At 70.8% G+C, this 22,730-nt stretch carries 20 protein-coding genes; 15 read left to right on the top strand and 5 right to left on the bottom strand.

The window, feature by feature from the left end:
• The first annotated feature begins 89 nt into the window (after positions 1-89).
• The 14 genes from uvrC (at position 90) to ABD347_RS23915 (ending at position 14,726) form a co-directional block, all read left to right on the top strand.
• Positions 90-2,087 (top strand): excinuclease ABC subunit UvrC, encoded by a 1,998-nt coding sequence (gene uvrC, locus ABD347_RS23980; RefSeq protein ID WP_344364845.1) that lies wholly within the window; start codon positions 90-92, stop codon positions 2,085-2,087.
• Complete coding sequence (gene rapZ / locus ABD347_RS23975) at positions 2,080-3,048, top strand: RNase adapter RapZ (RefSeq protein ID WP_344364842.1); 969 nt, start codon at positions 2,080-2,082, stop codon at positions 3,046-3,048. The genes uvrC and rapZ overlap by 8 nt, the downstream gene beginning before the upstream one ends.
• On the top strand, positions 3,045-4,064 hold the full coding sequence (locus ABD347_RS23970) for a gluconeogenesis factor YvcK family protein (RefSeq protein ID WP_344364841.1): 1,020 nt from the start codon (positions 3,045-3,047) through the stop codon (positions 4,062-4,064). Before rapZ ends, ABD347_RS23970 begins: the two co-directional genes overlap by 4 nt.
• Positions 4,055-5,044 (top strand): DNA-binding protein WhiA, encoded by a 990-nt coding sequence (gene whiA / locus ABD347_RS23965; protein WP_344364839.1) that lies wholly within the window; start codon positions 4,055-4,057, stop codon positions 5,042-5,044. Before ABD347_RS23970 ends, whiA begins: the two co-directional genes overlap by 10 nt.
• 167 nt (positions 5,045-5,211) lie before the next feature.
• A complete protein-coding gene (locus ABD347_RS23960) occupies positions 5,212-5,652 on the top strand; it encodes a hypothetical protein (RefSeq protein ID WP_344364837.1) in 441 nt (146 codons plus the stop codon).
• Between the two features lie 148 nt (positions 5,653-5,800).
• Complete coding sequence (gene gap / locus ABD347_RS23955; protein WP_344364835.1) at positions 5,801-6,805, top strand: type I glyceraldehyde-3-phosphate dehydrogenase; 1,005 nt, start codon at positions 5,801-5,803, stop codon at positions 6,803-6,805.
• A 122-nt stretch (positions 6,806-6,927) separates the two neighbouring features.
• Positions 6,928-8,139, top strand: coding sequence for a phosphoglycerate kinase (locus ABD347_RS23950; protein WP_344364832.1), 1,212 nt, complete (start codon positions 6,928-6,930; stop codon positions 8,137-8,139).
• Positions 8,140-8,145: 6 nt separating this feature from the next.
• Positions 8,146-8,922 (top strand): triose-phosphate isomerase, encoded by a 777-nt coding sequence (gene tpiA, locus ABD347_RS23945; RefSeq protein ID WP_344364830.1) that lies wholly within the window; start codon positions 8,146-8,148, stop codon positions 8,920-8,922.
• Positions 8,923-9,180: 258 nt separating this feature from the next.
• Positions 9,181-9,411 carry a preprotein translocase subunit SecG gene (gene secG / locus ABD347_RS23940; RefSeq protein WP_064073089.1) on the top strand — a complete coding sequence of 77 codons (231 nt, stop codon included), beginning with the start codon at positions 9,181-9,183 and terminating at the stop codon, positions 9,409-9,411.
• A 110-nt stretch (positions 9,412-9,521) separates the two neighbouring features.
• Positions 9,522-9,857, top strand: a complete 336-nt coding sequence (locus ABD347_RS23935) for an RNA polymerase-binding protein RbpA (protein WP_003957010.1) — start codon at positions 9,522-9,524, stop codon at positions 9,855-9,857.
• Positions 9,858-10,044: 187 nt separating this feature from the next.
• Positions 10,045-11,697, top strand: a complete 1,653-nt coding sequence (pgi, locus tag ABD347_RS23930; protein WP_344365031.1) for a glucose-6-phosphate isomerase — start codon at positions 10,045-10,047, stop codon at positions 11,695-11,697.
• A gap of 4 nt (positions 11,698-11,701) precedes the next feature.
• Entirely contained in the window at positions 11,702-12,202 is a 501-nt protein-coding gene (locus ABD347_RS23925) for a PH domain-containing protein (protein ID WP_344364827.1), read from the top strand.
• Between the two features lie 152 nt (positions 12,203-12,354).
• Positions 12,355-13,821 carry a PH domain-containing protein gene (locus ABD347_RS23920; protein WP_425575753.1) on the top strand — a complete coding sequence of 489 codons (1,467 nt, stop codon included), beginning with the start codon at positions 12,355-12,357 and terminating at the stop codon, positions 13,819-13,821.
• 56 nt (positions 13,822-13,877) lie between these two features.
• A complete protein-coding gene (locus ABD347_RS23915; protein ID WP_344364821.1) occupies positions 13,878-14,726 on the top strand; it encodes a poly-gamma-glutamate hydrolase family protein in 849 nt (282 codons plus the stop codon).
• A 73-nt stretch (positions 14,727-14,799) separates the two neighbouring features.
• Here the strand turns inward: ABD347_RS23915 and pgl are convergent, their stop codons facing one another.
• Genes pgl through tkt form a run of 5 tightly spaced genes read right to left on the bottom strand, consistent with a single transcriptional unit; the run spans position 14,800 to position 21,432 of the window.
• The gene (pgl, locus tag ABD347_RS23910) at positions 14,800-15,582 is read right to left on the bottom strand and encodes a 6-phosphogluconolactonase (protein WP_344364818.1); all 783 of its coding nucleotides are present in this window, start codon (positions 15,580-15,582) and stop codon (positions 14,800-14,802) included.
• Positions 15,579-16,658, bottom strand: a complete 1,080-nt coding sequence (opcA, locus tag ABD347_RS23905; RefSeq protein ID WP_344364816.1) for a glucose-6-phosphate dehydrogenase assembly protein OpcA — start codon at positions 16,656-16,658, stop codon at positions 15,579-15,581. The genes pgl and opcA overlap by 4 nt, the downstream gene beginning before the upstream one ends.
• Positions 16,655-18,187: a glucose-6-phosphate dehydrogenase gene (gene zwf, locus ABD347_RS23900; RefSeq protein ID WP_344364813.1), complete on the bottom strand. Its 1,533-nt coding sequence runs from the start codon at positions 18,185-18,187 to the stop codon at positions 16,655-16,657. The genes opcA and zwf overlap by 4 nt, the downstream gene beginning before the upstream one ends.
• A 3-nt stretch (positions 18,188-18,190) precedes the next feature.
• On the bottom strand, positions 18,191-19,309 hold the full coding sequence (gene tal / locus ABD347_RS23895) for a transaldolase (protein ID WP_344364810.1): 1,119 nt from the start codon (positions 19,307-19,309) through the stop codon (positions 18,191-18,193).
• 35 nt (positions 19,310-19,344) lie between these two features.
• Positions 19,345-21,432, bottom strand: coding sequence for a transketolase (tkt, locus tag ABD347_RS23890; RefSeq protein WP_344364808.1), 2,088 nt, complete (start codon positions 21,430-21,432; stop codon positions 19,345-19,347).
• A 356-nt stretch (positions 21,433-21,788) separates the two neighbouring features.
• Here tkt and ABD347_RS23885 point away from each other — a divergent pair, with 356 nt between their 5' ends.
• Positions 21,789-22,730 (top strand): heme o synthase, encoded by a 942-nt coding sequence (locus tag ABD347_RS23885; RefSeq protein ID WP_344364806.1) that lies wholly within the window; start codon positions 21,789-21,791, stop codon positions 22,728-22,730.

Raw genomic sequence — 22,730 nt, 5'->3', positions numbered from 1 at the left:
GTCCCCACCGGAGGCGCTCCGCGGACGTCTCCTCCGGCCTCCCCGCGGTGACACCCGTGGTGTCAGTGGACGCCAGTAGGGTGTGAGGCATGGCAGACCCCTCCAGCTACCGCCCCAAGCCGGGACAGATCCCCGACTCGCCGGGGGTCTACAAGTTCCGCGACGAGCACCGCCGGGTGATCTACGTCGGGAAGGCGAAGTCCCTGCGCCAGCGGCTCGCCAGCTACTTCCAGGACCTGGCGGGCCTGCACCCGCGCACACGCACCATGGTCACGACGGCCGCCTCCGTCGAGTGGACGGTCGTCTCCACCGAAGTCGAGGCGCTCCAGCTGGAGTACTCCTGGATCAAGGAGTTCGATCCCCGGTTCAACGTCAAGTACCGCGACGACAAGAGCTACCCCTACCTGGCCGTCACCCTCAACGAGGACTTCCCGCGCGTCCAGGTCATGCGCGGCCAGAAGAAGAAGGGCGTGCGGTACTTCGGCCCGTACAGCCACGCCTGGGCCATCCGCGACACGGTCGACCTGCTGCTGCGCGTCTTCCCCGTGCGGACGTGCTCCGCCGGCGTGTTCAAGAACGCCGCGCGCACCGGCCGGCCCTGCCTCCTCGGGTACATCGGCAAGTGCTCGGCGCCGTGCGTCGGCCGGGTCGACCCGCAGGAACACCGGGAGCTGGCCGAGGAGTTCTGCGACTTCATGGCCGGTCGCACGGGCACCTACATCCGCCGCCTGGAGAAGGACATGACGCTGGCGGCCGAGGACATGGAGTACGAGAAGGCCGCCCGGCTCCGCGACGACATAGAGGCCCTCAGGCGGGCCATGGAGAAGAGCGCCGTCGTCCTCGCCGACGCCACCGACGCCGACCTGATCGCCGTAGCCGAGGACGAGCTGGAGGCGGCGGTGCAGATCTTCCACGTCCGCGGCGGCCGGGTCCGGGGCCAGCGAGGCTGGGTCACCGACAAGGTGGAGGCCGTCGACACCGCGGGCCTCGTCGAGCACGCGCTCCAGCAGTTGTACGGCGAGGAGAGCGGCGACGCCGTCCCCAAGGAGGTCCTCGTCCCGGCCCTGCCCGAGGACGTGGACGCCGTCACCCAGTGGCTGTCCGGCCGCCGCGGCGCCCAGGTGTCCCTGCGGATCCCGCAGCGCGGCGACAAGAAGGCGCTGATGGAGACCGTCGGCCGCAACGCCCAGCAGTCCCTCGTCCTGCACAAGACCAAGCGCGCCAGCGACCTCACCACCCGCTCGCGCGCCCTGGAGGAGATCGCCGGGGCACTGGACCTGGAGACGGCGCCGCTGCGCATCGAGTGCTTCGACATCTCGCACCTCCAGGGCGAGGACGTGGTCGCGTCCATGGTCGTCTTCGAGGACGGCCTGCCCCGCAAGAGCGAGTACCGCCGTTTCCAGATCAAGGGCTTCGAGGGCCAGGACGACGTCCGCTCCATGCACGAGGTGATCACCCGCCGCTTCAAGCGGTACCTCGCGGAGAAGGAGAAGACCGGCGAGTGGGCCCTGGAGGGGGCCGACGGCGAGGTCCCGGCGGAGGCGCCGGAGGACGACGGCCGGCCGAGGAAGTTCGCGTACCCGCCGCAGCTCGTCGTGGTCGACGGCGGACAGCCGCAGGTGGCCGCCGCCCAGCGGGCCCTCGACGAGCTCGGCATCGACGACGTGGCCGTCTGCGGCCTCGCCAAGCGCCTGGAGGAGGTCTGGCTGCCCGGCGACGACGACCCGGTCGTGCTGCCCCGCTCCAGCGAGGGCCTCTACCTCCTCCAGCGGGTCCGTGACACGGCGCACGACTTCGCCATCCGGTACCAGCGCACCAAGCGCCACAAGCGGATACGGACCAGCCCGCTGGACGCCGTCCCCGGTCTGGGCGACGCCCGCAAGCAGGCGCTGATCAAGTACTTCGGCTCGGTGAAACGGCTGAGGCAGGCGACCATCGAGCAGATCTGCGAGGTGCCGGGGTTCGGCCGGAAGACCGCCGAAGCCGTGGCCGTGGCCCTCGCCCAAGCGGCTCCGGCCGCCCCCGCCGTGAACACGGCGACAGGAGAGATCATGGAAGACGAGGACGGGGGAAACGGAAATGTCTGAGCACCACCCCACGGCGGAACCAGAGCCGACAGCGCGAGAAGACGGAGCGACACACGTGAGTACGGGCACGACGATCGAGGCCGGAGAGGCCGCCGAGGCGGTCATCCCCGAGCTGGTGATCATCTCCGGCATGTCCGGCGCCGGTCGCAGCACCGCCGCCAAGTGCCTGGAGGACCTCGGCTGGTTCGTCGTCGACAACCTGCCGCCCGCGCTGATCCCCACCATGGTGGAGCTCGGCGCCCGCTCCCAGGGCAATGTGGCGCGCATCGCCGTCGTCGTCGACGTGCGCGGCCGCCAGTTCTTCGAGAGCCTCCGCGAGTCGCTCGCGGTCCTCGACGCCAAGCAGGTCACCCGCCGGATCGTCTTCCTGGAGTCGTCCGAAGAGGCCCTGGTCCGCCGCTTCGAGTCGGTGCGCCGCCCGCACCCGCTCCAGGGCGACGGCCGGATCGTCGACGGCATCGCCGCCGAGCGCGACCTGCTGCGTGAGCTGCGCGGCGACGCCGACCTGGTGATCGACACCTCCAGCCTCAACGTCCACGAGCTGCGCGCCAAGATGGACGCCCAGTTCGCCGGCGACGAGGAGCCGGAGCTGCGGGCCACCGTCATGTCGTTCGGCTACAAGTACGGCCTGCCCGTCGACGCCGACCTGGTCGTGGACTGCCGCTTCCTGCCCAACCCGCACTGGGTGCCGGAGCTGCGCCCGTTCACGGGCCTCAACGAGGAGGTGTCGGGCTACGTGTTCAACCAGCCGGGCGCCAAGGAGTTCCTCGACCGGTACACCGAACTGCTCGAGCTGGTCGCCACCGGCTACCGCCGCGAGGGCAAGCGGTACGTGACGATCGCGGTCGGCTGCACGGGCGGCAAGCACCGCTCCGTCGCCATGTCCGAGAAGCTCGCCGCCCGGCTCGCCTCGGAAGGGGTCGAGACCGTCGTCGTCCACCGGGACATGGGGCGCGAGTGAAGCAGTACCGCCGGCGTACGACGCTGTCCGTTCGTACGCTCCGCAGACGCGGTGCCCAGCCCAAGGTCGTGGCCCTCGGCGGCGGCATGGGTCTGTCCGCGTCCCTCGCCGCGCTGCGCCGCATCACCGGTGACCTGACCGCCGTGGTCACGGTCGCCGACGACGGCGGGTCCAGCGGCCGGCTCCGGGAGGAGCTCGGTGTGCTGCCGCCCGGGGACCTGCGCAAGGCCCTGGCGGCGCTCTGCGGCGACGACGACTGGGGCCAGACGTGGTCCCGCGTCATCCAGCACCGGTTCCAGTCCCAGGGGGACCTCCACGAGCACGCGGTCGGCAACCTGCTGATCGTCGCCCTGTGGGAGCAGCTCGGCGACCACGTCCAGGCGCTGGACCTGGTCGGCAGGCTGCTCGGCGCGCACGGGCGCGTGCTGCCCATGTCGGCCGTGCCGCTGGAGCTCCAGGCACTGGTCAAGGGCCATGACCCCGGCCGCCCGGACGACGTGGACACCGTCCGCGGCCAGGCGACCGTGGCGCTCACCCCCGGCGAGGTGCAGTCCGTGCACCTGGTGCCGAACGACCCGCCCGCCGTGCCCGAGGCGGTCGCGGCCGTGCTCGACGCGGACTGGGTGGTGCTGGGTCCCGGTTCGTGGTTCTCCTCGGTGATCCCGCACCTCCTGGTGCCCGAGCTGCTGGAGGCGCTCGTCGAGACCAAGGCGCGCCGGGTCCTCTCGCTGAACCTCGCGCCGCAACCCGGAGAAACCGAGGGCTTCTCTCCGCAGCGTCATTTGGAGGTTTTGGGACGACACGCCCCTAAACTCGCCCTGGACGTGGTGCTGGCCGACGAGGCCGCCGTGCCCGACCGCGCCTCCCTCTCTGATGCCGCCAAGCGGCTCGGTGCCGCGGTCGAGCTGGCTCCGGTGGCGAGGAAGGACGGCTCGCCGAGGCACGACCCGGAGCTGCTGGCCGCCGCGTACGACCGTATTTTTCGGATGCATGGAAGGATCGGCCCATGGCGATGACGGCAGCGGTGAAGGACGAGATCTCCCGGCTTCCCGTCACCCGGACCTGCTGCAGAAAGGCGGAGGTCTCGTCGATCCTGCGGTTCGCCGGCGGGCTGCACCTGGTCAGCGGGCGGATCGTGATCGAGGCGGAGCTGGACACCGCGATGGCGGCGCGCCGTCTGAAGCGGGACATCGCGGAGATCTTCGGGCACGGTTCCGAACTGATCGTGATGGCGCCGGGCGGGCTGCGGCGCGGCTCGCGCTTCGTCGTGCGCGTGGTGGCGGGCGGTGACCAGCTGGCCCGCCAGACCGGGCTGGTGGACGGCCGGGGCCGCCCCATCCGGGGTCTGCCGCCGCAGGTCGTCTCGGGTGCCACCTGTGACGCGGAGGCCGCCTGGCGCGGTGCGTTCCTGGCGCACGGCTCGCTGACCGAGCCGGGCCGCTCGTCGTCCCTGGAGGTGACCTGCCCCGGTCCGGAGGCCGCGCTCGCGCTGGTCGGTGCGGCGCGACGGCTCTCCATCGCCGCCAAGGCCCGCGAGGTGCGGGGCGTGGACCGCGTGGTGGTACGGGACGGGGACGCGATCGGCGCGCTGCTGACCCGGCTCGGGGCGCACGAGTCGGTGCTGGCCTGGGAGGAGCGGCGGATGCGCCGTGAGGTCCGCGCCACCGCCAACCGGCTGGCCAACTTCGACGACGCCAACCTCCGCCGCTCGGCCCGTGCCGCGGTCGCGGCCGGCGCCCGGGTGCAGCGTGCCCTGGAGATCCTCGGCGAGGAGGTCCCCGAACACCTGGCGGCGGCCGGCCGGCTGCGGATGGAGCACAAGCAGGCCTCCCTGGAGGAGCTCGGCGCCCTCGCCGACCCGCCGCTGACCAAGGACGCGGTCGCGGGCCGGATCCGCCGGCTGCTGGCCATGGCCGACAAGCGGGCCCAGGACCTCGGCATCCCCGGTACGGAGTCGACCCTGACGGAGGAGATGGCCGACGGGCTCGTCGGCTGACGCCCCTCCCGCCGGCCTCGTCGGCCGACGCCGCTGCGCGCGCCGCCGCCCCGCCCGGGGCGGCGGCGTCCGGCCGGAAACCCCCGAGGCGGTGTTGACATGACCATGAAGCGTCGTGAGCCTGGCGCCTGTCCGCTTCCGTGGCGGACACCGCGAGGGGGAGGCGCATGGAACGCAGAACGAGACCGGTCCTCGCCGTGGCTCCACCGCCGGTGGCCGGACCGGTGGCGGCGCCCGTCGCCGGGGCGGAGCGGCGGGACGGCGGAACCGGCGGTGGCGGCGACAGCCTCTCCGTACGGCACGCGGAACCGGCCGAGGAGCCGGTTCCGCTCCTCCTCCACGCCGGTACCGACGGCCATGACGCGACCGGGCGCGGCCTCGCCCAGGAGCGGCGCAAGCACCTGCCCGGCGGCGACCGCGACGGCAGGACCGTCCCCGGCGGCGGCGTGGCCCCGACCGCGACCGCTCCCCCCCCGCCGGGCTCGCGACTGCCCGGCGCGGCGCTCGCGGCACTCCGCCGCCGACGAGCGCACCCCCGCACCAACGAGCGCTCCACGCTGACGCTTGGTAGCCGGGCGAACGCCCCGGTGGACCGTACTGTCCAGTAGGACAGGGGCCGTGGTGCACCGGGCGCGTCCGGGCGCGCTCGATGTCACTCCGCCGCCTATGGAGAGGTAGGGTCGTAAGCGGTCGGGGACATCCCTAATGAAACTCGCCGGCGTCGAAACCCGGCGTACCTAACGAGGAGATCGGTTCGTGACGATCCGCGTAGGCATCAACGGCTTTGGCCGCATCGGTCGTAACTACTTCCGCGCGCTGCTGGAGCAGGGTGCAGACATCGAGATCGTGGCTGTCAACGACCTGGGTGACACTGCGACCACGGCCCACCTGCTGAAGTACGACACCATCATGGGCCGCCTCAAGGCCGAGGTGACCCACACCGCCGACACCATCACGGTCGACGGCCACACCATCAAGGTGCTCTCCGAGCGCAACCCGGCCGACATCCCGTGGGGTGAGCTGGGCGTCGACATCGTCATCGAGTCGACCGGCATCTTCACGAAGAAGGCCGACGCCGAGAAGCACATCGCCGGTGGCGCGAAGAAGGTCCTCATCTCGGCTCCGGCCACCGACGAGGACATCACCATCGTCATGGGTGTCAACCAGGACAAGTACGACGCGGCCAACCACCACGTCATCTCCAACGCCTCCTGCACCACCAACTGTGTGGCGCCGATGGCCAAGGTTCTCGACGAGAACTTCGGCATCGTCAAGGGCATGATGACCACGGTCCACGCGTACACCAACGACCAGCGCATCCTGGACTTCCCGCACAAGGACCTCCGCCGCGCCCGCGCCGCCGCGGAGAACATCATTCCGACCTCGACGGGTGCCGCGAAGGCCACCGCCCTGGTCCTCCCGCAGCTGAAGGGCAAGCTGGACGGCATCGCCATGCGCGTCCCGGTCCCGACCGGCTCGGTCACCGACCTGGTCCTGGAGCTGGACCGCGAGGTCACCAGGGACGAGATCAACACCGCCTTCCAGAAGGCCGCCGAGGGCCAGCTGAAGGGCATCCTCGAGTACACCGAGGACCCGATCGTCTCCTCCGACATCGTCAACTGGCCGGCCTCCTGCACCTTCGACTCCCAGCTCACGATGGTCCAGGGCAAGCAGGTCAAGGTCGTCGGCTGGTACGACAACGAGTGGGGTTACTCCAACCGCCTCGTCGACCTCACCGTCTTCGTCGGCGACCAGCTCTAAGCAACTGGGTACCAGGGCAGGCACTTCGATGTGAGCGCAGGGCTCGGGCAGCGCAACGCCGCGCTGTACGAGCCCTGACGCTTGCGTCGATACTTCCAAGGAGTACGGAGCAACAGGGACAGATGAAGACGATCGACGAGCTTCTCCGCCAAGGGGTCGAGGGCAAGCGGGTATTCGTCCGCGCCGACCTCAACGTGCCGCAGGACGGCACCACCATCACCGACGACGGCCGCATCCGCGCCGTCCTGCCCACCGTCAAGGCGCTGACCGAAGCCGGTGCCAAGGTCGTCGTGGCCTCGCACCTCGGCCGCCCCAAGGGCGCGCCGGACCCCGCCTTCACCCTCCGGTTCGCCGCCTCCCGCCTCGGTGAACTGCTCGGCCGCCCCGTCGCCTTCGCCGGCGACACCATCGGCTCCGAGGCCCACTCCGCCGTCGCCGGCCTGGAGAGCGGCCAGGTCGCCGTGCTGGAGAACCTGCGCTTCAACGCCGGTGAGACGTCCAAGGACGACGCCGAGCGCGCCGAGTTCGCCGCCCGCCTCGCCGCCCTGGCGGACGTGTACGTCGGTGACGGCTTCGGTGCCGTGCACCGGGGCCACGCCTCCGTGTACGACCTGCCGCGCCTGCTGCCCTCGTACGCCGGCTACCTGATCGCCACCGAGGTCGGCGTCCTCAAGAAGCTCACCGACGACGTCCGGCGCCCCTACGTCGTCGTGCTGGGCGGCGCGAAGGTCTCCGACAAGCTGGGCGTCATCGACCACCTGCTGGAGAAGGCCGACCGCATCCTCATCGGCGGCGGCATGGCGTACACCTTCCTCAAGGCCAAGGGCCACGAGGTCGGCATCTCGCTCCTCCAGGAGGACCAGGTCCCGGCGTGCCTGGACTACCTGGCCCGTGCCGAGAAGAAGGGCGTGGAGTTCGTGCTCCCCGTCGACGTGCTGGTCTCGGGCGAGTTCCCGGACCTGAAGACCAAGGCTCCGGCCAACCCGACGCTGGTCGCGTCCCACGCCATCCCGGCCGACCAGGAGGGTCTGGACATCGGTCCCGAGACCCGCAAGCTGTACGCATCGAAGCTCGCCGACGCGGCCACCGTCTTCTGGAACGGCCCCATGGGCGTCTTCGAGCACCCCGACTACGCCGAGGGCACCAAGGCCGTCGCCCAGGCGCTCGTCGACTCCCCGGCCTTCACGGTCGTCGGCGGTGGCGACTCCGCCGCGGCCGTGCGGACCCTGGGCTTCGACGAGGACGCATTCGGCCACATCTCGACCGGCGGCGGCGCGAGCCTCGAGTACCTCGAAGGCAAGACGCTTCCCGGCCTCGCCGCACTGGAGGACTGACCCTCAATGACCGCCCGTACCCCGCTGATGGCGGGCAACTGGAAGATGAACCTCAACCACCTCGAGGCCATCGCCCACGTCCAGAAGCTCGCCTTCGCCCTCTCCGACAAGGACTACGACGCCGTAGAGGTCGCCGTCCTCGCGCCCTTCACCGACCTGCGGTCCGTGCAGACCCTGGTCGACGGCGACAAGCTGAAGATCAAGTACGGCGCCCAGGACATCTCGGCGCACGACTCCGGCGCCTACACCGGCGAGATCTCCGGCGTGATGCTCTCCAAGCTGAAGTGCGCCTACGTCGCCGTCGGCCACTCCGAGCGCCGGCAGTACCACGCCGAGACGGACGAGGTCTGCAACGTCAAGGTGAAGGCGGCCTTCCGCAACGGCCTGGTGCCGATCCTCTGCGTCGGCGAGGGTCTCGACATCCGCAAGGCCGGCGACCAGGTCTCCTACACGCTCGCCCAGCTCGACGGCGGCCTGAAGGACATCCCGGCCGAGCAGGCCGAGACCATCGTGATCGCCTACGAGCCGGTGTGGGCCATCGGCACCGGCGAGGTCGCCACCCCCGAGGACGCGCAGGAGGTCTGCGGGGCGATCCGCGGCCGGCTCGCCGAGCTGTACTCGGCAGAGCTGGCCGACAAGGTCCGCATCCAGTACGGCGGCTCCGTGAAGTCCTCGAACGTGGCTGCGATCATGGCGCAGCCCGACGTGGACGGCGCCCTCGTGGGCGGGGCCGCACTGGACGCGGACGAGTTCGTCAAGATCGTCCGGTTCCGCGACCAGTGAGCCGACGGGGCGCGGCCCGGGTCGAAAAGGAGAACGCGCGGAGGTCGCGAGGCACGAGCGACCGAGCACGCTCGACTGCCGGCACGGGCTTCGCGCGCCCCGGGAGTGAACCGGTAGGTGCGAGTATGCGGTAGGGCGGAATCGTCGTACCCTTGCGGGGGCCGAGGCTCTTCATCGGAGCCTGGGCCCCCGTCGCCCTTAGACGTCCGAAGTCCGTGTAGTCCGAGAATTGCCAGGAAGTAGGGTCCAGCCGTGGTTATGGGGTTCTCGATCGCCCTCATCGTCTTCAGCGCGCTGCTGATGCTGCTGGTGCTGATGCACAAGGGAAAGGGCGGCGGCCTCTCCGACATGTTCGGTGGCGGTATGCAGTCGTCCGTCGGTGGCTCCTCGGTCGCCGAGCGCAACCTGGACCGCATCACCGTGGTCGTCGGTCTGCTGTGGTTCGCGTGCATTGTCGTACTTGCTCTCCTGATCAAGCTGGACAACTGACGTCTCGGTTCCGCGTCCCGGGGAGGGGTGTAACTCCAATCACTGGACGCGCGTTGGGCCTTACGTAGACTGGGGCATCTTCGAGCACCATCACGCAGGGAGTTACAACCGTGGCAAGTGGCAACGCGATCCGGGGAAGCCGGGTCGGCGCGGGGCCGATGGGGGAGGCCGAGCGGGGCGAGTCCGCGCCGCGACTCCGCATCTCCTTCTGGTGCTCGAACGGGCACGAGACGCAGCCGAGCTTCGCGAGTGACGCGCAGGTCCCCGACACCTGGGACTGCCCGCGGTGCGGGTTCCCGGCCGGCCAGGACCGGGACAACCCGCCGGACCCGCCGCGCACCGAGCCGTACAAGACGCACCTCGCGTACGTACGGGAGCGGCGCAGCGACGCGGACGGCGAGGCGATCCTGGCCGAGGCACTGGCGAAACTCCGCGGCGAGATCTGAGCGGACGAGGGCCCTGTAGGTGGATTCCACCGACAGGGCCCGCTTCTGTTTGCCCGGGGCACGGGCCGTGCCCGGCTTCCCGCGCTCGCCGTCGCCTCGCCGTCGTCTCGCCGACGGCGCAGATCAATTAGGTTGGAGGAGCAGCGGGGCAAGCAGGCAGGTAGGAGAAAGTGGGCTGATGTCCGAGATGAATGCAGAAAGCCGCACGAGGCTCAACCGGATGCCCGAATGGACGGCGCTCGGCAAGCACCGGGAGCAGCTGGGCCAGACGCATCTGCGGGAACTGTTCGCCGCCGACCCGACGCGCGGGACCGCGTACACGCTGCGGGTCGGAGACCTCTATCTCGACTACTCCAAGCACCTGGTCACCGACGAGACGCTGCGGCTGCTGCGCGAGCTGGCCGCCGCGACCGGCGTGGCGGAGCTGCGGGACGCCATGTTCCGCGGGGACAGGATCAACACCACGGAGGACCGGGCGGTCCTGCACACGGCCCTGCGCGCCCCGCGCGACGCCGTGATCGAGGTGGACGGCGAGAACGTGGTGCCGGGCGTGCACGCCGTGCTCGACAGGATGGCCGCCTTCTCGGAGCGGATCCGCTCCGGCGAGTGGACCGGCCACACCGGCAGGCCCATCAAGAACATCGTCAACATCGGTATCGGCGGTTCCGACCTCGGTCCGGCGATGGCGTACGACGCGCTGCGCGCGTACACCCGCCGGGACCTGACCTTCCGTTTCGTCTCCAACGTGGACGGCGCCGACCTGCACGAGGCGATCCGGGACCTGGACCCCGCCGAGACGCTCTTCATCATCGCGTCCAAGACGTTCACCACCATCGAGACCATCACCAACGCCACCTCCGCCCGCGACTGGCTGCTCACCGGGCTGAGGGCCGACCAGGACGCCGTGGCCCGGCACTTCGTGGCCCTGTCCACCAACGCCGGGAAGGTCGAGCAGTTCGGCATCGACACGGCCAACATGTTCGAGTTCTGGGACTGGGTCGGCGGCCGGTACTCCTACGACTCCGCCATCGGCCTCTCCCTGATGATCGCCATCGGACCGGACCGGTTCCGGGAGATGCTCGACGGCTTCCACCTGGTCGACGAGCACTTCCGCACCGCCCGGCCGGAGGAGAACGCGCCGCTCCTGCTCGGCCTGCTGGGCGTGTGGTACGGGGCGTTCTTCGACGCCCAGTCCCACGCCGTCCTGCCGTACAGCCACTACCTGTCGAAGTTCACGGCGTACCTCCAGCAGCTCGACATGGAGTCCAACGGAAAGTCGGTCGACCGCGACGGCAACCCGGTCGACTGGCAGACCGGCCCCGTCGTCTGGGGCACGCCCGGGACGAACGGGCAGCACGCCTACTACCAGTTGATCCACCAGGGCACCAAGGTCATTCCCGCCGACTTCATCGGCTTCGCCGAGCCGATCACCGACCTGGAGCCCGGTCTCGTCGCCCAGCACGACCTGCTGATGGCCAACTTCTTCGCCCAGACGCAGGCGCTCGCCTTCGGCAAGACACCCGACGAGGTCCGCGCCGAGGGCGTGGCGGAGGAGCTGGTGCCGCACAAGACCTTCCGCGGCAACCACCCGACCACCACGATCCTCGCGGACGGGCTGACGCCCTCGGTGCTGGGCCAGCTGATCGCGCTGTACGAGCACAAGGTGTTCGTCCAGGGTGCCGTCTGGAACATCGACTCCTTCGACCAGTGGGGCGTCGAACTCGGCAAGGTGCTGGCCAAGAGGATCGAACCCGTGCTGACCGAGGGCGAGGGTGGCGAGCAGCTGGACAGCTCGACCGCCGCGCTGGCCGAGCGGTACCGGACGCTGCGCGGAAGGTGATCCGATGACGGGGGAGGACGTGGTGCGGCTGAGGCCGCCGACCGGCACGCTGAACGAGCGGGCCGTCGGCTGGTGGCGCACGCAGTGGCTGTTGCTGACCGGGGCACCCGTGCTCGTGCTGGCCGTGCTGGGCGCGCTGCTCGGGCCGGCCCGGTCCTGGCTGTGGGTTCCCGCCGGGATCCTCGCCGTGGCCGGGCTCGCCTGCGCCGCGTTCTTCCCCCGCTGGTGGTTCCGGGTCCACCGCTGGGAGGTCACGGACGACGCCGTCTACGTCCGCACCGGTGCCTTCTGGCAGGAGTGGCGTATCGCGCCGATGTCCCGGATCCAGACCGTGGACACCGTACGCGGGCCGCTGGAGCAGGCGTTCCGGCTCGCCACGGTCACCGTGACGACCGCGTCGGCCAGGGGCGCCATCCGGATCCAGGGCCTCGACCACGAGCTGGCGGCGGAGCTCGCCGAGCGGCTGACCCGGATCACCCGGGCCACCCCCGGGGACGCCACATGAGCGACCGGGGCGACGACCTCGACGGCACCGGTGGTCCAGGTGGTCCAGGTGGCTCTGGTGGCTCCGGTGGCACCGAGGGCCCCGGCACGGGGGACGGCACCGAGGGATGGCGGCGGCTCGACAAGCGGGCCGTCCTGGTGACCGCCCTCGTCATGGCCGGGGTCGCCTGTGGTGTCTGCGTACCGGTCCTGCTGGGGCTGAGCGGCGGCCCGTGGTCCGGTGACGGGCCGCGACGGGGCGCCGGCGTCCTCCTGCCGCTCGCCGTCGCCGTGGTGCTCGTGCTGGGCGGGGCGGTGGTGGAGTACGTGCGCTGGACCCGCACCCGCTACCGCGTCGGGCCCGAGCGCGCCGAACTCCACAGCGGGCTGCTGCTGGTCAAGCGCCGGTCGCTGGCCCGCGAACGCATCCGCAGCGTGGACCTGACGGCCCATCCGCTGCTGCGCGTCCTCGGCCTGGTGAAGGTCCGGATAGGTACCGGCGAGCACACCGGGGGCGACTCCACGCTGGAGCTCCACCCGGTGAGCCGGGCGGAGGGCGAACGGCTCCGCCGCGAACTGCTCTCCCGCCCCGCCGCACCGGCCGCGGACGGCCACCGGGACGGCGAGCTGGCCGCGCTGGACCCCCGCTGGATCCGGTACGCCCCCGTATCGTTCGTCGCCCCGCTGCTCGGAGGCGCGGCGGTGGGCGGCGTGATGCAGGTCAGTGACTGGGTCGGCGCCCAGGACGAGGTGATCGACTGGGTGGGCGACCGGTTCCGGGCCACGCCCGTCGTGTGGGCCGTCCTGGCCCTCGGCGCGGTCGCCCTCCTCGCGGGCGTCGTCGGCGCGCTCGGCCTCTGGGTCGAGATGTGGTGGAACTACCGCCTGGAGCGCGAGCCCGGCGGCACTCTGCGGGTGCGGCGGGGACTGCTCACCACCCGCTCGATCTCCCTCGAGGAACGGCGCCTGCGCGGCGTGGAGCTGGTCGAGCCGCTGGGCGCCCGGCTGACCGGCGCGGCGAGGGTCGACGCGGTCGCCACCGGCATCGCCGAGGCCGGGGACGAGCGGCACGCCGACCACAAGACGCTGCTGCCCGCCGTTCCCCGTGTCCTCGCGCACGACGTGGCGGCACATGTCCTCCGCCAGGCCGCGGCGCCGACCGGCGCGCCGCTCACCGCCCACCCCAGCGCGGCCCGCACCCGGCGGCTGAGGTGGGGGATGGGGGCCGCGCTGCTCCCCGTCCTGGCCCTCGCCGTCCCCGGCGTCGCCCTCGGCGGCGAGCTGCTCGCGGTGGCGGCGGGATGCGCCGTGGTGCTGCTGCCCCTCGGGGCGCTCCTCGCCCTCGACGCGTACCGCGGTCTGGGGCACGCCATCAGCGGGGACTACCTGGTCGCCCGCTCGGGCACCGCCCGCCGCGCCACCGTCGCCCTCCACCGGGGCGGCGTCATCGGGTGGACGGTCAGGCAGTCGTACTTCCAGCGCCGGGCGGGCCTCGTCACGCTGACCGCCACGACGGCGGCGGGAGCCGGCGCGTACCACGTCCACGACGCGGACCGGGCCGAAGTGCTGGCCTTCGCGGAGGCCGCCGTCCCCGGCCTGCTGGAGCCGTTCCTGGAGCGCGATGCCCCGCGGGGCGAGTGACGCACAGCACAGCGCCGCCGGTCTCTCCGCCCGGACAGCGCATTGATCATGAGGGTATGACAAACGCCAGCCGTCGCACGGTCCTCACCGCCCTCGCCACCGCAGCCGTCAGCGGCCCGCTCCTGGGCGCAGTGGCCGCCTCCCCGGCTTACGCCACCGACGAGTTCGACCTCTACACCTCCAACACCGACCTCTACACCAAGCTGGCCGGCAAGGAGGGCACCGAGTTCGCCCGCCGCTACAAGCGGCACGAGTACCTCGACACCAGCCTCGGGGAGAGATACCCGTACAACCGCACCACGATCATGGCCATGCACGGCGGCGGCATAGAGATGGGCACCTCCGAACTGTGTCTCGGCATCGCCGGGTACCACCCCGCCACCCTCGCGCCGCTCCAGGACGGGTACGGGGTGCACGACTACTGGATGTTCGAGGGCCTGCGCTCCTCCAACAACCGTGAACTGCACGTCACCGCCAAGAACAACGACGACCGCGTCGCCCTGTCCATGGCCGCCGGCAGCCTCAACGTCCTGAGCCTGCACGGCTGCACGGCGGCACAGGCGGGGACGGCCAACCCGCAGGCCGTGGTCGTCGGCGGACTCAACGAGCGGTTCAAGACCCTCCTGAAGGCGGAGTTCGGCAAGGCGGGCATCGCCTGGCGCGACGGCAACGACCCGGAGGTCCGCGACCTGGCCGGTATCAACCCGGACAACCCCTGCAACCGCACCATGCTCTCCAAGGGCGGGCAACTGGAACTCACCACCGAGCTGCGGGCGGCGATGTTCTCGGTCAACACCCGCGCGGGGCGGGCCGGCAGCACGACGGAGGTGTACGACCGGTTCGTCCGGGCCTGCCGCGCGGCGACAGCCGCACTGGAGAAGGACGCGGACCAGGTCATCCTCTGACCCCGCTCGACGCCGGAGGCCCGGCCCACCCCATGGGTGAACCGGGCCTCCGGCGCAACGGCCTGAGTGCCCGTCAGGCGCCCGCCGGCGGCTCCAGTGCCCCCGGCAGGCGCGCGGCCGCAGCCTGGTCCAGCAGCCACAGCGTCCGCGACCTGCCGTACGCGCCGGCCGCCGGGGCCTGCATCTCGCCCGCGCCCGACAGGGCGATCGCCACCGCCTGCGCCTTGTCCTCGCCCGCAGCCAGCAGCCACACCTCGCGTGCCGCCCGGATCGCCGGGAGGGTCAGCGAGACACGGGTCGGCGGCGGCTTGGGCGCGTCGTGCACGCCCACCACCGTGCGCTCGGCCTCCCGCACCGCCGGGAGCTCCGGGAAGAGCGAGGCGACGTGCGTGTCCGGCCCGACGCCCAGCATCAGGACGTCGAACGTCGGCACGGGGCCCTCGTCGTCGGGCCCCGCGGCGGCGGCCAGTTCCTTCGCGTACGCGGCGGCCGCGGCGTCCGCGTCGTCGCCGTACGCACCGCCCGCCACCGGCATGGTGTGCACCCGCGCCGGGTTCAGCGGCACGCTGTCGAGCAGCGCCTCGCGGGCCTGGGTGTCGTTCCGGTCGGGGTCCCCCTCCGGCAGGAACCGCTCGTCGCCCCACCACAGGTCGAGGCGCGACCAGTCGATCGCGTCCCGGGCGGGGGACGAGCTCAGGGCGGCCAGCAGACCGTTGCCGTTGCGTCCACCGGTCAGGACCACCGAGGCGAAGCCCCGGGCGGCCTGCGCGTCGACGACCGTCGTGACCAGCCGGGCAGACACGGCCTGGGCCATCAGCTCCTTGTCGCGGTGGACGACGAGCTGGGGAGCGCTCATGTGGTCGCCGCCTTCTTGGCCGACGACTTGGCCGCGGTCTTCTTCGCGGCGGCCTTCGCGGCGGGCTTCTCGTCGGCGGGCTCCTCGGCGGGCTTCTCGCCGGCCGGCCCCTCGGCGGGCTTCGGCGCGCCCTCCTCGGCGGCCCGGGCCGCCGCGCCCAGCCGCTCCACGCCGTACCGCAGCGCGGACGCGTAGGTGTCGTCCGGGTCGAGTCGCCGCAGCTCCTCGGCGATCAGCTCGGACGTCTCACGGCGCTTGAGCGCCACCGCGCGGTCCGGCTGCCCCTCGATGCACAGCGTGGCGAGCGAGGCGTCCGGCCGGTGCAGCTTGATGGGACCGCAGTTGGTCTCCATCCGTACCGCCGTCAGGCCGGGACCGGACGACGTCGCGCGCTTCACCTGGATCTTCAGCCGGTCCGCCAGCCACATGGCCAGCAGCTCGACGCTCGGGTTGAACTCCTCGCCCTCCACCTCGGCCGACGTGACCTCGCACGTGACCTGGTCCAGGGCCGCCGCCAGCATCGAACGCCACGGCGTGATCCGGGTCCAGGACAGGTCCGTGTCGCCCGGGGTGTAGGCCGTCGCGCGGGCGGCGAGCTCGCGCACCGGGTGCTCGGAGGCGTACGAGTCGGTGACGCGACGCTGCCCGAGGGCGCCCAGCGGGTCGTTGGCCGGGTCGGTCGGCGCGGCCACCGGCCACCAGACCACCACCGGGGCGTCCGGCAGCAGCAGCGGCAGGACGACCGACTGGGCGTGGTCGATGACCTCGCCGTACAGCCGCAGCACGACCGTCTCGCCGGTGGAGGCGTCCGCGCCCAGCCGAACCTCGGCGTCCAGGCGCGCGTTGGCCCGGTCACGCGGCGAGCGGGAGGGGCGCTTGATGACGACCAGGGTCCGCGAGGGGTGCTCGCGGGAGGCCTCGTTGGCCGCCTTCAGGGCGTCGTAGGCGTTCTCCTCGTCGGTGACGATGACCAGGGTGAGCACCATGCCTATGGCCGGTGTCCCGATGGCGCGCCGCCCCAGCACCAGCGCCTTGTTGATCTTGCTGGATGTGGTGTCCGTAAGGTCGGTCTTCATGGCCGGCGCCAGCTCCGTCCGTCTCGTGCGAGCATCTCGTCCGCCTCGACCGGTCCCCAGGTCCCGGACTCGTACCGCGCGGGCTTGCCGTGCCGGTCCCAGTACTGCTCGATCGGGTCGAGGATCCTCCAGGACAGCTCGACCTCCTCCGTGCGCGGGAAGAGGTTGGCGTCACCGAGCAGGACGTCGAGGATGAGCCGCTCGTACGCCTCGGGGCTGGACTCGGTGAAGGACTCGCCGTACGCGAAGTCCATCGAGACGTCCCGGACCTCCATCGAGGTGCCCGGTACCTTCGAGCCGAACCGCAGTGTCACTCCCTCGTCCGGCTGGACCCGGATGACCAGAGCGTTCTGCCCCAGTTCCTCCGTCGCCGTGTGGTCGAAGGGGGAGTGCGGGGCGCGCTGGAAGACGACCGCGATCTCGGTGACCCGGCGGCCGAGCCGCTTGCCGGTGCGCAGGTAGAAGGGGACGCCCGCCCAGCGGCGGTTGTCGATCTCCAGCTTGATCGCGGCGTAGGTGTCGGTCTTCGACTGCGGGTCGATCCCGTCCTCCTCCAGGTAGCCGACGGCCCTGGCACCGCCCTGCCACCCGGCGGCGTACTGCGCGCGCACGGTGGACTTGCCGAGGTCCTTGGGCAGCTTCACCGCGCCCAGCACCTTGGTCTTCTCGGCCGCGAGCGCGTCCGCGTCGAAGGAGGCCGGCTCCTCCATCGCGGTCAGCGCGAGCAGCTGGAGGAGGTGGTTCTGGATGACGTCACGGGCGGCGCCGATGCCGTCGTAGTAGCCGGCGCGGCCGCCGATGCCGATGTCCTCGGCCATGGTGATCTGCACGTGGTCGACGTACGACCGGTTCCAGATCGGCTCGAAGAGCGTGTTGGCGAACCGCAGCGCCATGATGTTCTGGACGGTTTCCTTGCCCAGGTAGTGGTCGATGCGGAAGACCTGGTCGGGCGAGAACACCTCGTGGACGATCTCGTTGAGGTCCTTGGCGGAGGCCAGGTCGTGCCCGAACGGCTTCTCGATGACCGCGCGCCGCCAGCAGTCGCCCTTCTCGTCGGCCAGCCCGTGCTTCTTCAGCTGCTGGACGACGACGGGGAAGAACTTGGGCGGCACGGAGAGGTAGAAAGCGAAGTTGCCGCCGGTGCCCTGCGCCTGGTCCAGCTCCTCCATCGTCTTCTTCAGGGTCTCGAACGCCTCGTCGTCGTCGAAGTCGCCCTGGACGAACCGCATTCCCTGGCTGAGCTGCTGCCACACCTCCTCACGGAAGGGGGTGCGCGCGTGCTGCTTGACGGCTTGGTACACCTCGTCGGCGAAGTCCTCGTCCTGCCACTCGCGCCGGGCGAACCCGATCAGCGAGAAACCCGGCGGGAGGAGGCCGCGGTTGGCGAGGTCGTAGACGGCAGGCATCAGCTTTTTACGGGACAAATCGCCCGTGACGCCGAAGATCACCAGGCCCGACGGCCCCGCGATGCGCGGGAGCCGTCGGTCTGCGGCGTCACGGAGCGGATTCGCTCCATGAACTGCGTTCAAGGTTTACGCCTCCGAAGGGGCGAGGCGCTTGAGCTCCGCCTCGGTCGACTTGAGCAGGTCGTTCCAGGACGCCTCGAACTTGTCGACGCCCTCGTCCTCCAGCAGCTGCACGACCTCGTCGTAGCCGATGCCGAGCTTCTCGAGAGCCGCGAGGTCGGCGCGCGCCTGGTCGTACGTACCCGCGATGGTGTTGCCGGTGATCTCACCGTGGTCGCCGGTGGCCTCCAGGGTGGCCTCCGGCATGGTGTTCACCGTGCCCGGCGCGACCAGCTCGTCGACGTACAGCGTGTCCTTGTACGCCGGGTCCTTGACACCCGTCGAGGCCCACAGCGGGCGCTGCCTGTTGGCCTGCGCCTTGTCCAGGGCCGCCCAGCGGTCGGAGGAGAAGACCTCCTCGTAGGCCTCGTACGCCAGACGGGCGTTGGCGAGGGCGGCCTTGCCGCGCAGCGCCTTTGCCTCGTCGGTGCCGATGCCGTCCAGCCGCTTGTCGATCTCGGTGTCCACGCGGGACACGAAGAAGGACGCCACCGAGTAGATCTTCGACAGGTCCAGACCGCGCTCCTTGGCCTTCTCCAGGCCGATGAGGTAGGCCTCCATCACCCGGCGGTAGCGCTCCAGCGAGAAGATCAGCGTGACGTTGACGCTGATGCCCAGGCCGATGACCTCGGCGATCGCCGGCAGGCCCGCCTCGGTGGCCGGGATCTTGATGAGCGTGTTCGGCCGGTCCACCAGCCACGCCAGCTGCTTCGCCTCGGCGACCGTCGCCTTGGTGTTGTGCGCCAGACGCGGGTCGACCTCGATCGACACCCGGCCGTCCTGGCCCTGCGTCGCGTCGAAGACCGGGCGCAGGATGTCGGCGGCGTCCCGCACGTCCGCCGTCGTGATCATGCGGATGGCTTCCTCGACGGTCACTTCACGGGCCGCCAGGTCCGACAGCTGGACGTCGTAGCCGTCGCCCTGCGAGATCGCCTTCTGGAAGATCGAGGGGTTGGTGGTGACACCCACCACGTGCTGCTGGTCGATGAGTTCGGCGAGGTTGCCGGACGTGATCCGCTTGCGGGACAGGTCGTCCAGCCAGATCGCGACGCCTTCGTCGGAGAGGCGCTTGAGTGCGTCTGTCATGAGAATTGCATCTCCTACTAGTTCGTGTACCGGCGTCAGCGTGCTGCGGCTTCGATGGATTCCCGGGCGGCCGCGGCGACCGCCTCGGGGGTGAAGCCGAACTCGCGGAAGAGCACCTTGCCGTCGGCCGAAGCGCCGAAGTGCTCCAGCGAGACGATGCGACCCGCGTCACCGACGTACCGATGCCAGGTCAGACCGATCCCGGCCTCGACCGCGACGCGTGCCTTCACGGAAGGCGGCAGCACCGCATCCCGGTACCCCTGGTCCTGCTCCTCGAACCATTCGACGGACGGCATCGAGACGACCCGGGCCGGGACGCCGTCGGCCTGGAGCTGCTCGCGCGCCTGGACGGCCAGGTGTACCTCGGAGCCCGTGGCGATCAGCACGACCTGCGGCTCGCCGCCCTCGGCGTCGAACAGCACATAGCCACCGCGGGCGGCGTCGTCGTTCCACTCGTACGTCGGCACACCCTGGCGGGTGAGCGCCAGACCGTGCGGGGCGCCCTTGCCGAACTCCTTGGTCCAGCGCCGGAGGATCTCGCGCCAGGCGATCGCCGTCTCGTTGGCGTCGGCCGGGCGGACGACGTTCAGGCCCGGGATGGCGCGCAGCGAGGCCAGGTGCTCGACCGGCTGGTGCGTCGGGCCGTCCTCACCGAGGCCGATGGAGTCGTGCGTCCACACGTACGTCACCGGCAGGTGCATCAGCGCGGAGAGCCGGACGGCGTTGCGCATGTAGTCGGAGAACACCAGGAAGGTGCCGCCGAAGACGCGGGTGTTGCCGTGCAGCGCGATGCCGTTCATCTCCGCGGCCATGGCGTGCTCACGGATGCCGAAGTGGATGGTCCGGCCGTACGGGTCGGCCTCCGGCAGCGGGTTGCCCTCGGGGAGGAACGACGACGTCTTGTCGATCGTCGTGTTGTTCGAGCCGGCCAGGTCGGCGGAGCCGCCCCACAGCTCCGGGATGACCGCGCCCAGGGCCTGGAGCACCTTGCCGGAGGCGGCACGGGTGGCGACGCCCTTGCCGGTCTCGAAGACCGGGAGCTTCTCCTCCCAGCCGACGGGCAGCTCGCCCGCGGCGACACGGTCGAACTCGGCGGCGCGCTCCGGGTTGGCGGCGCGCCACTCCTGGAACTGCTTCTCCCACTTCTCGCGGGCCTCACGGCCTCGGTCGAGGGCCTGGCGGGTGTGGCCGATGACGTCGTCCGGGACCTCGAAGGACTTCTCGGGGTCGAAGCCCAGGACGCGCTTGGTGGCCGCGACCTCCTCGTCGCCGAGCGCCGAGCCGTGGGCGGCCTCGGTGTTCTGCGCGTTCGGCGCGGGCCAGGCGATGATCGAACGCATCGCGATGAACGACGGGCGCGAGGTCTCGGCCTTGGCGGCCTCCAGGGCACGGAAGAGGGCCTCGGGGTCGAGGTCGCCGTTCTCCTTGGGCTCCACGCGCTGGACGTGCCAGCCGTAGGCCTCGTACCGCTTCATCGTGTCTTCGGAGACGGCCGTCTCGGTGTCGCCCTCGATCGAGATGTGGTTGTCGTCCCACAGCAGGACCAGGTTGCCGAGCTTCTGGTGGCCCGCCGTCGAGGACGCCTCCGCGGAGATGCCCTCCTGGAGGCAGCCGTCACCGGCGATGCAGTAGACGAAGTGGTCGAACGGCGAGGTGCCGGGGGCGGCCTCCGGGTCGAACAGACCGCGCTCGTAGCGGGCGGCCATGGCCATGCCCACGGCGTTGGCGACACCCTGGCCCAGCGGCCCGGTGGTCGTCTCGACGCCGACCGTGTGGCCGTACTCCGGGTGGCCCGGGGTCTTCGAGCCCCAGGTCCGGAAGGCCTTCAGGTCGTCCAGCTCCAGGCCGAAGCCGGCCAGGTAGAGCTGCGTGTACAGCGTCAGGGACGAGTGTCCGGCGGACAGCACGAAACGGTCGCGCCCGGTCCAGTCGGCGTCCGCCGGGTCGTGCCGCATCACCTTCTGGAAGAGGGTGTACGCGGCCGGGGCCAGGCTCATGGCCGTACCGGGATGGCCGTTGCCGACCTTCTGTACGGCATCGGCGGCCAGGATGCGGGCGGTGTCGACGGCCCGCTGGTCCAGCTCGGTCCACTCGAGGTCTGTGGTGGTCGGCTTGGTGCTCACCCTGGGTCAGGGCTCCTCTCCACATGTCGAATACCGGTGACGTGGATCGCACCGGGCGTTGTCGAGCCTACCCCCGTGAGAACGTGCATTTTTTCGAGTCATTCCAGAGTGCCGGGATCGGCCGGGATCCGCCTCCTGACTGGGCCCTACGGCATTCGGCAAGTGAATACGGAGGCGCTCATCCGATCGCTCATCCGAGCGCGGAAACCACCCTTTGCGGTGCCCTCTCCAACACGACCCACCCCCGCGAAGAGCGAGGTATGGGCAACGTCTAGAGTGGCGTGGTACGCGCGAGTCTTTACCGGGCCTTCACGCCCAGGAGTCGACTCGCTGGGATGTCTCTGTCAGGGGTGTGCGTGACGGCCGTCGAATCCCGTCCGGCGGGTGTGCTCGACAGGAGCACGGGGAAGCGGCCATTCGGGGCCCGCGTCAAGGCCTTCGTGGCACTGACCAAGCCGCGGATCATCGAGCTGCTCCTGATCACCACGGTCCCCGTGATGTTCCTGGCCGAGCAGGGAGTGCCCGATCTGTGGCTGGTGCTCGCCACCTGCCTCGGCGGCTACCTGTCGGCCGGCGGCGCCAACGCGCTGAACATGTACATCGACCGCGACATCGACGCCCTGATGGACCGCACGTCGCAGCGGCCGCTGGTCACCGGCATGGTCTCGCCGCGCGAGGGGCTGGTCTTCGGGCTCACCCTCGCCGTCGTCTCCACGCTCTGGTTCGGGCTGCTCGTCAACTGGCTGTCCGCCTGGCTGTCGCTGGGCGCGCTCCTCTTCTACGTCGTCGTCTACACGATGATCCTCAAGCGGCGCACCGCGCAGAACATCGTGTGGGGCGGCATCGCGGGCTGCATGCCGGTCCTGATCGGCTGGTCGTCGGTCACGAACTCGGTCTCCTGGGCCGCCGTCGTGCTCTTCCTCGTCATCTTCTTCTGGACGCCGCCGCACTACTGGCCGCTGTCGATGAAGGTGAAGGAGGACTACGCGCGCGTGGGCGTCCCCATGCTGCCCGTCGTCGCCTCCAACAAGGTGGTCGCCCGCCAGATCGTCCTCTACAGCTGGGTGATGGTCGCCGTCTCCCTGCTGCTGACGCCGCTCGGCTACACCGGCTGGTTCTACACGGTGGTGGCGCTGGTGACCGGCGGCTGGTGGCTCTGGGAGGCCCACGCCCTGCAGAACCGCGCCAAGGCGGGCGAGACGGGCGGCAAGCTCAAGGAGATGCGGCTGTTCCACTGGTCGATCACCTATGTGTCGCTGCTGTTCGTGGCGGTCGCGGTGGACCCCTTCCTGCGGTAA

Source organism: Streptomyces gobitricini (assembly GCF_039532985.1).
In the GTDB taxonomy this organism is placed as follows: Bacteria; Actinomycetota; Actinomycetes; order Streptomycetales; family Streptomycetaceae; genus Streptomyces; species Streptomyces gobitricini.
Note: the sequence above shows the minus strand (reverse complement) of the source record. Positions and strands in the feature narration are given on the sequence as shown.

Excerpts from the sequence above, each read along its gene's own strand:
- rapZ (WP_344364842.1), top strand. The coding sequence starts at position 2,080 with ATGTCTGAGCACCACCCCACGGCGGAACCAGAGCCGACAGCGCGAGAA.
- ABD347_RS23950 (WP_344364832.1), top strand. The coding sequence starts at position 6,928 with ATGAAGACGATCGACGAGCTTCTCCGCCAAGGGGTCGAGGGCAAGCGG.
- tal (WP_344364810.1), bottom strand. The coding sequence starts at position 19,309 with ATGACAGACGCACTCAAGCGCCTCTCCGACGAAGGCGTCGCGATCTGG.
- tpiA (WP_344364830.1), top strand. The coding sequence starts at position 8,146 with ATGACCGCCCGTACCCCGCTGATGGCGGGCAACTGGAAGATGAACCTC.
- ABD347_RS23960 (WP_344364837.1), top strand. The coding sequence starts at position 5,212 with ATGGAACGCAGAACGAGACCGGTCCTCGCCGTGGCTCCACCGCCGGTG.
- pgi (WP_344365031.1), top strand. The coding sequence starts at position 10,045 with ATGAATGCAGAAAGCCGCACGAGGCTCAACCGGATGCCCGAATGGACG.
- secG (WP_064073089.1), top strand. The coding sequence starts at position 9,181 with ATGGGGTTCTCGATCGCCCTCATCGTCTTCAGCGCGCTGCTGATGCTG.
- ABD347_RS23915 (WP_344364821.1), top strand. The coding sequence starts at position 13,878 with ATGACAAACGCCAGCCGTCGCACGGTCCTCACCGCCCTCGCCACCGCA.
- pgl (WP_344364818.1), bottom strand. The coding sequence starts at position 15,582 with ATGAGCGCTCCCCAGCTCGTCGTCCACCGCGACAAGGAGCTGATGGCC.
- whiA (WP_344364839.1), top strand. The coding sequence starts at position 4,055 with ATGGCGATGACGGCAGCGGTGAAGGACGAGATCTCCCGGCTTCCCGTC.
- uvrC (WP_344364845.1), top strand. The coding sequence starts at position 90 with ATGGCAGACCCCTCCAGCTACCGCCCCAAGCCGGGACAGATCCCCGAC.
- ABD347_RS23920 (WP_425575753.1), top strand. The coding sequence starts at position 12,355 with ATGGCCGGGGTCGCCTGTGGTGTCTGCGTACCGGTCCTGCTGGGGCTG.
- ABD347_RS23925 (WP_344364827.1), top strand. The coding sequence starts at position 11,702 with ATGACGGGGGAGGACGTGGTGCGGCTGAGGCCGCCGACCGGCACGCTG.
- opcA (WP_344364816.1), bottom strand. The coding sequence starts at position 16,658 with ATGAAGACCGACCTTACGGACACCACATCCAGCAAGATCAACAAGGCG.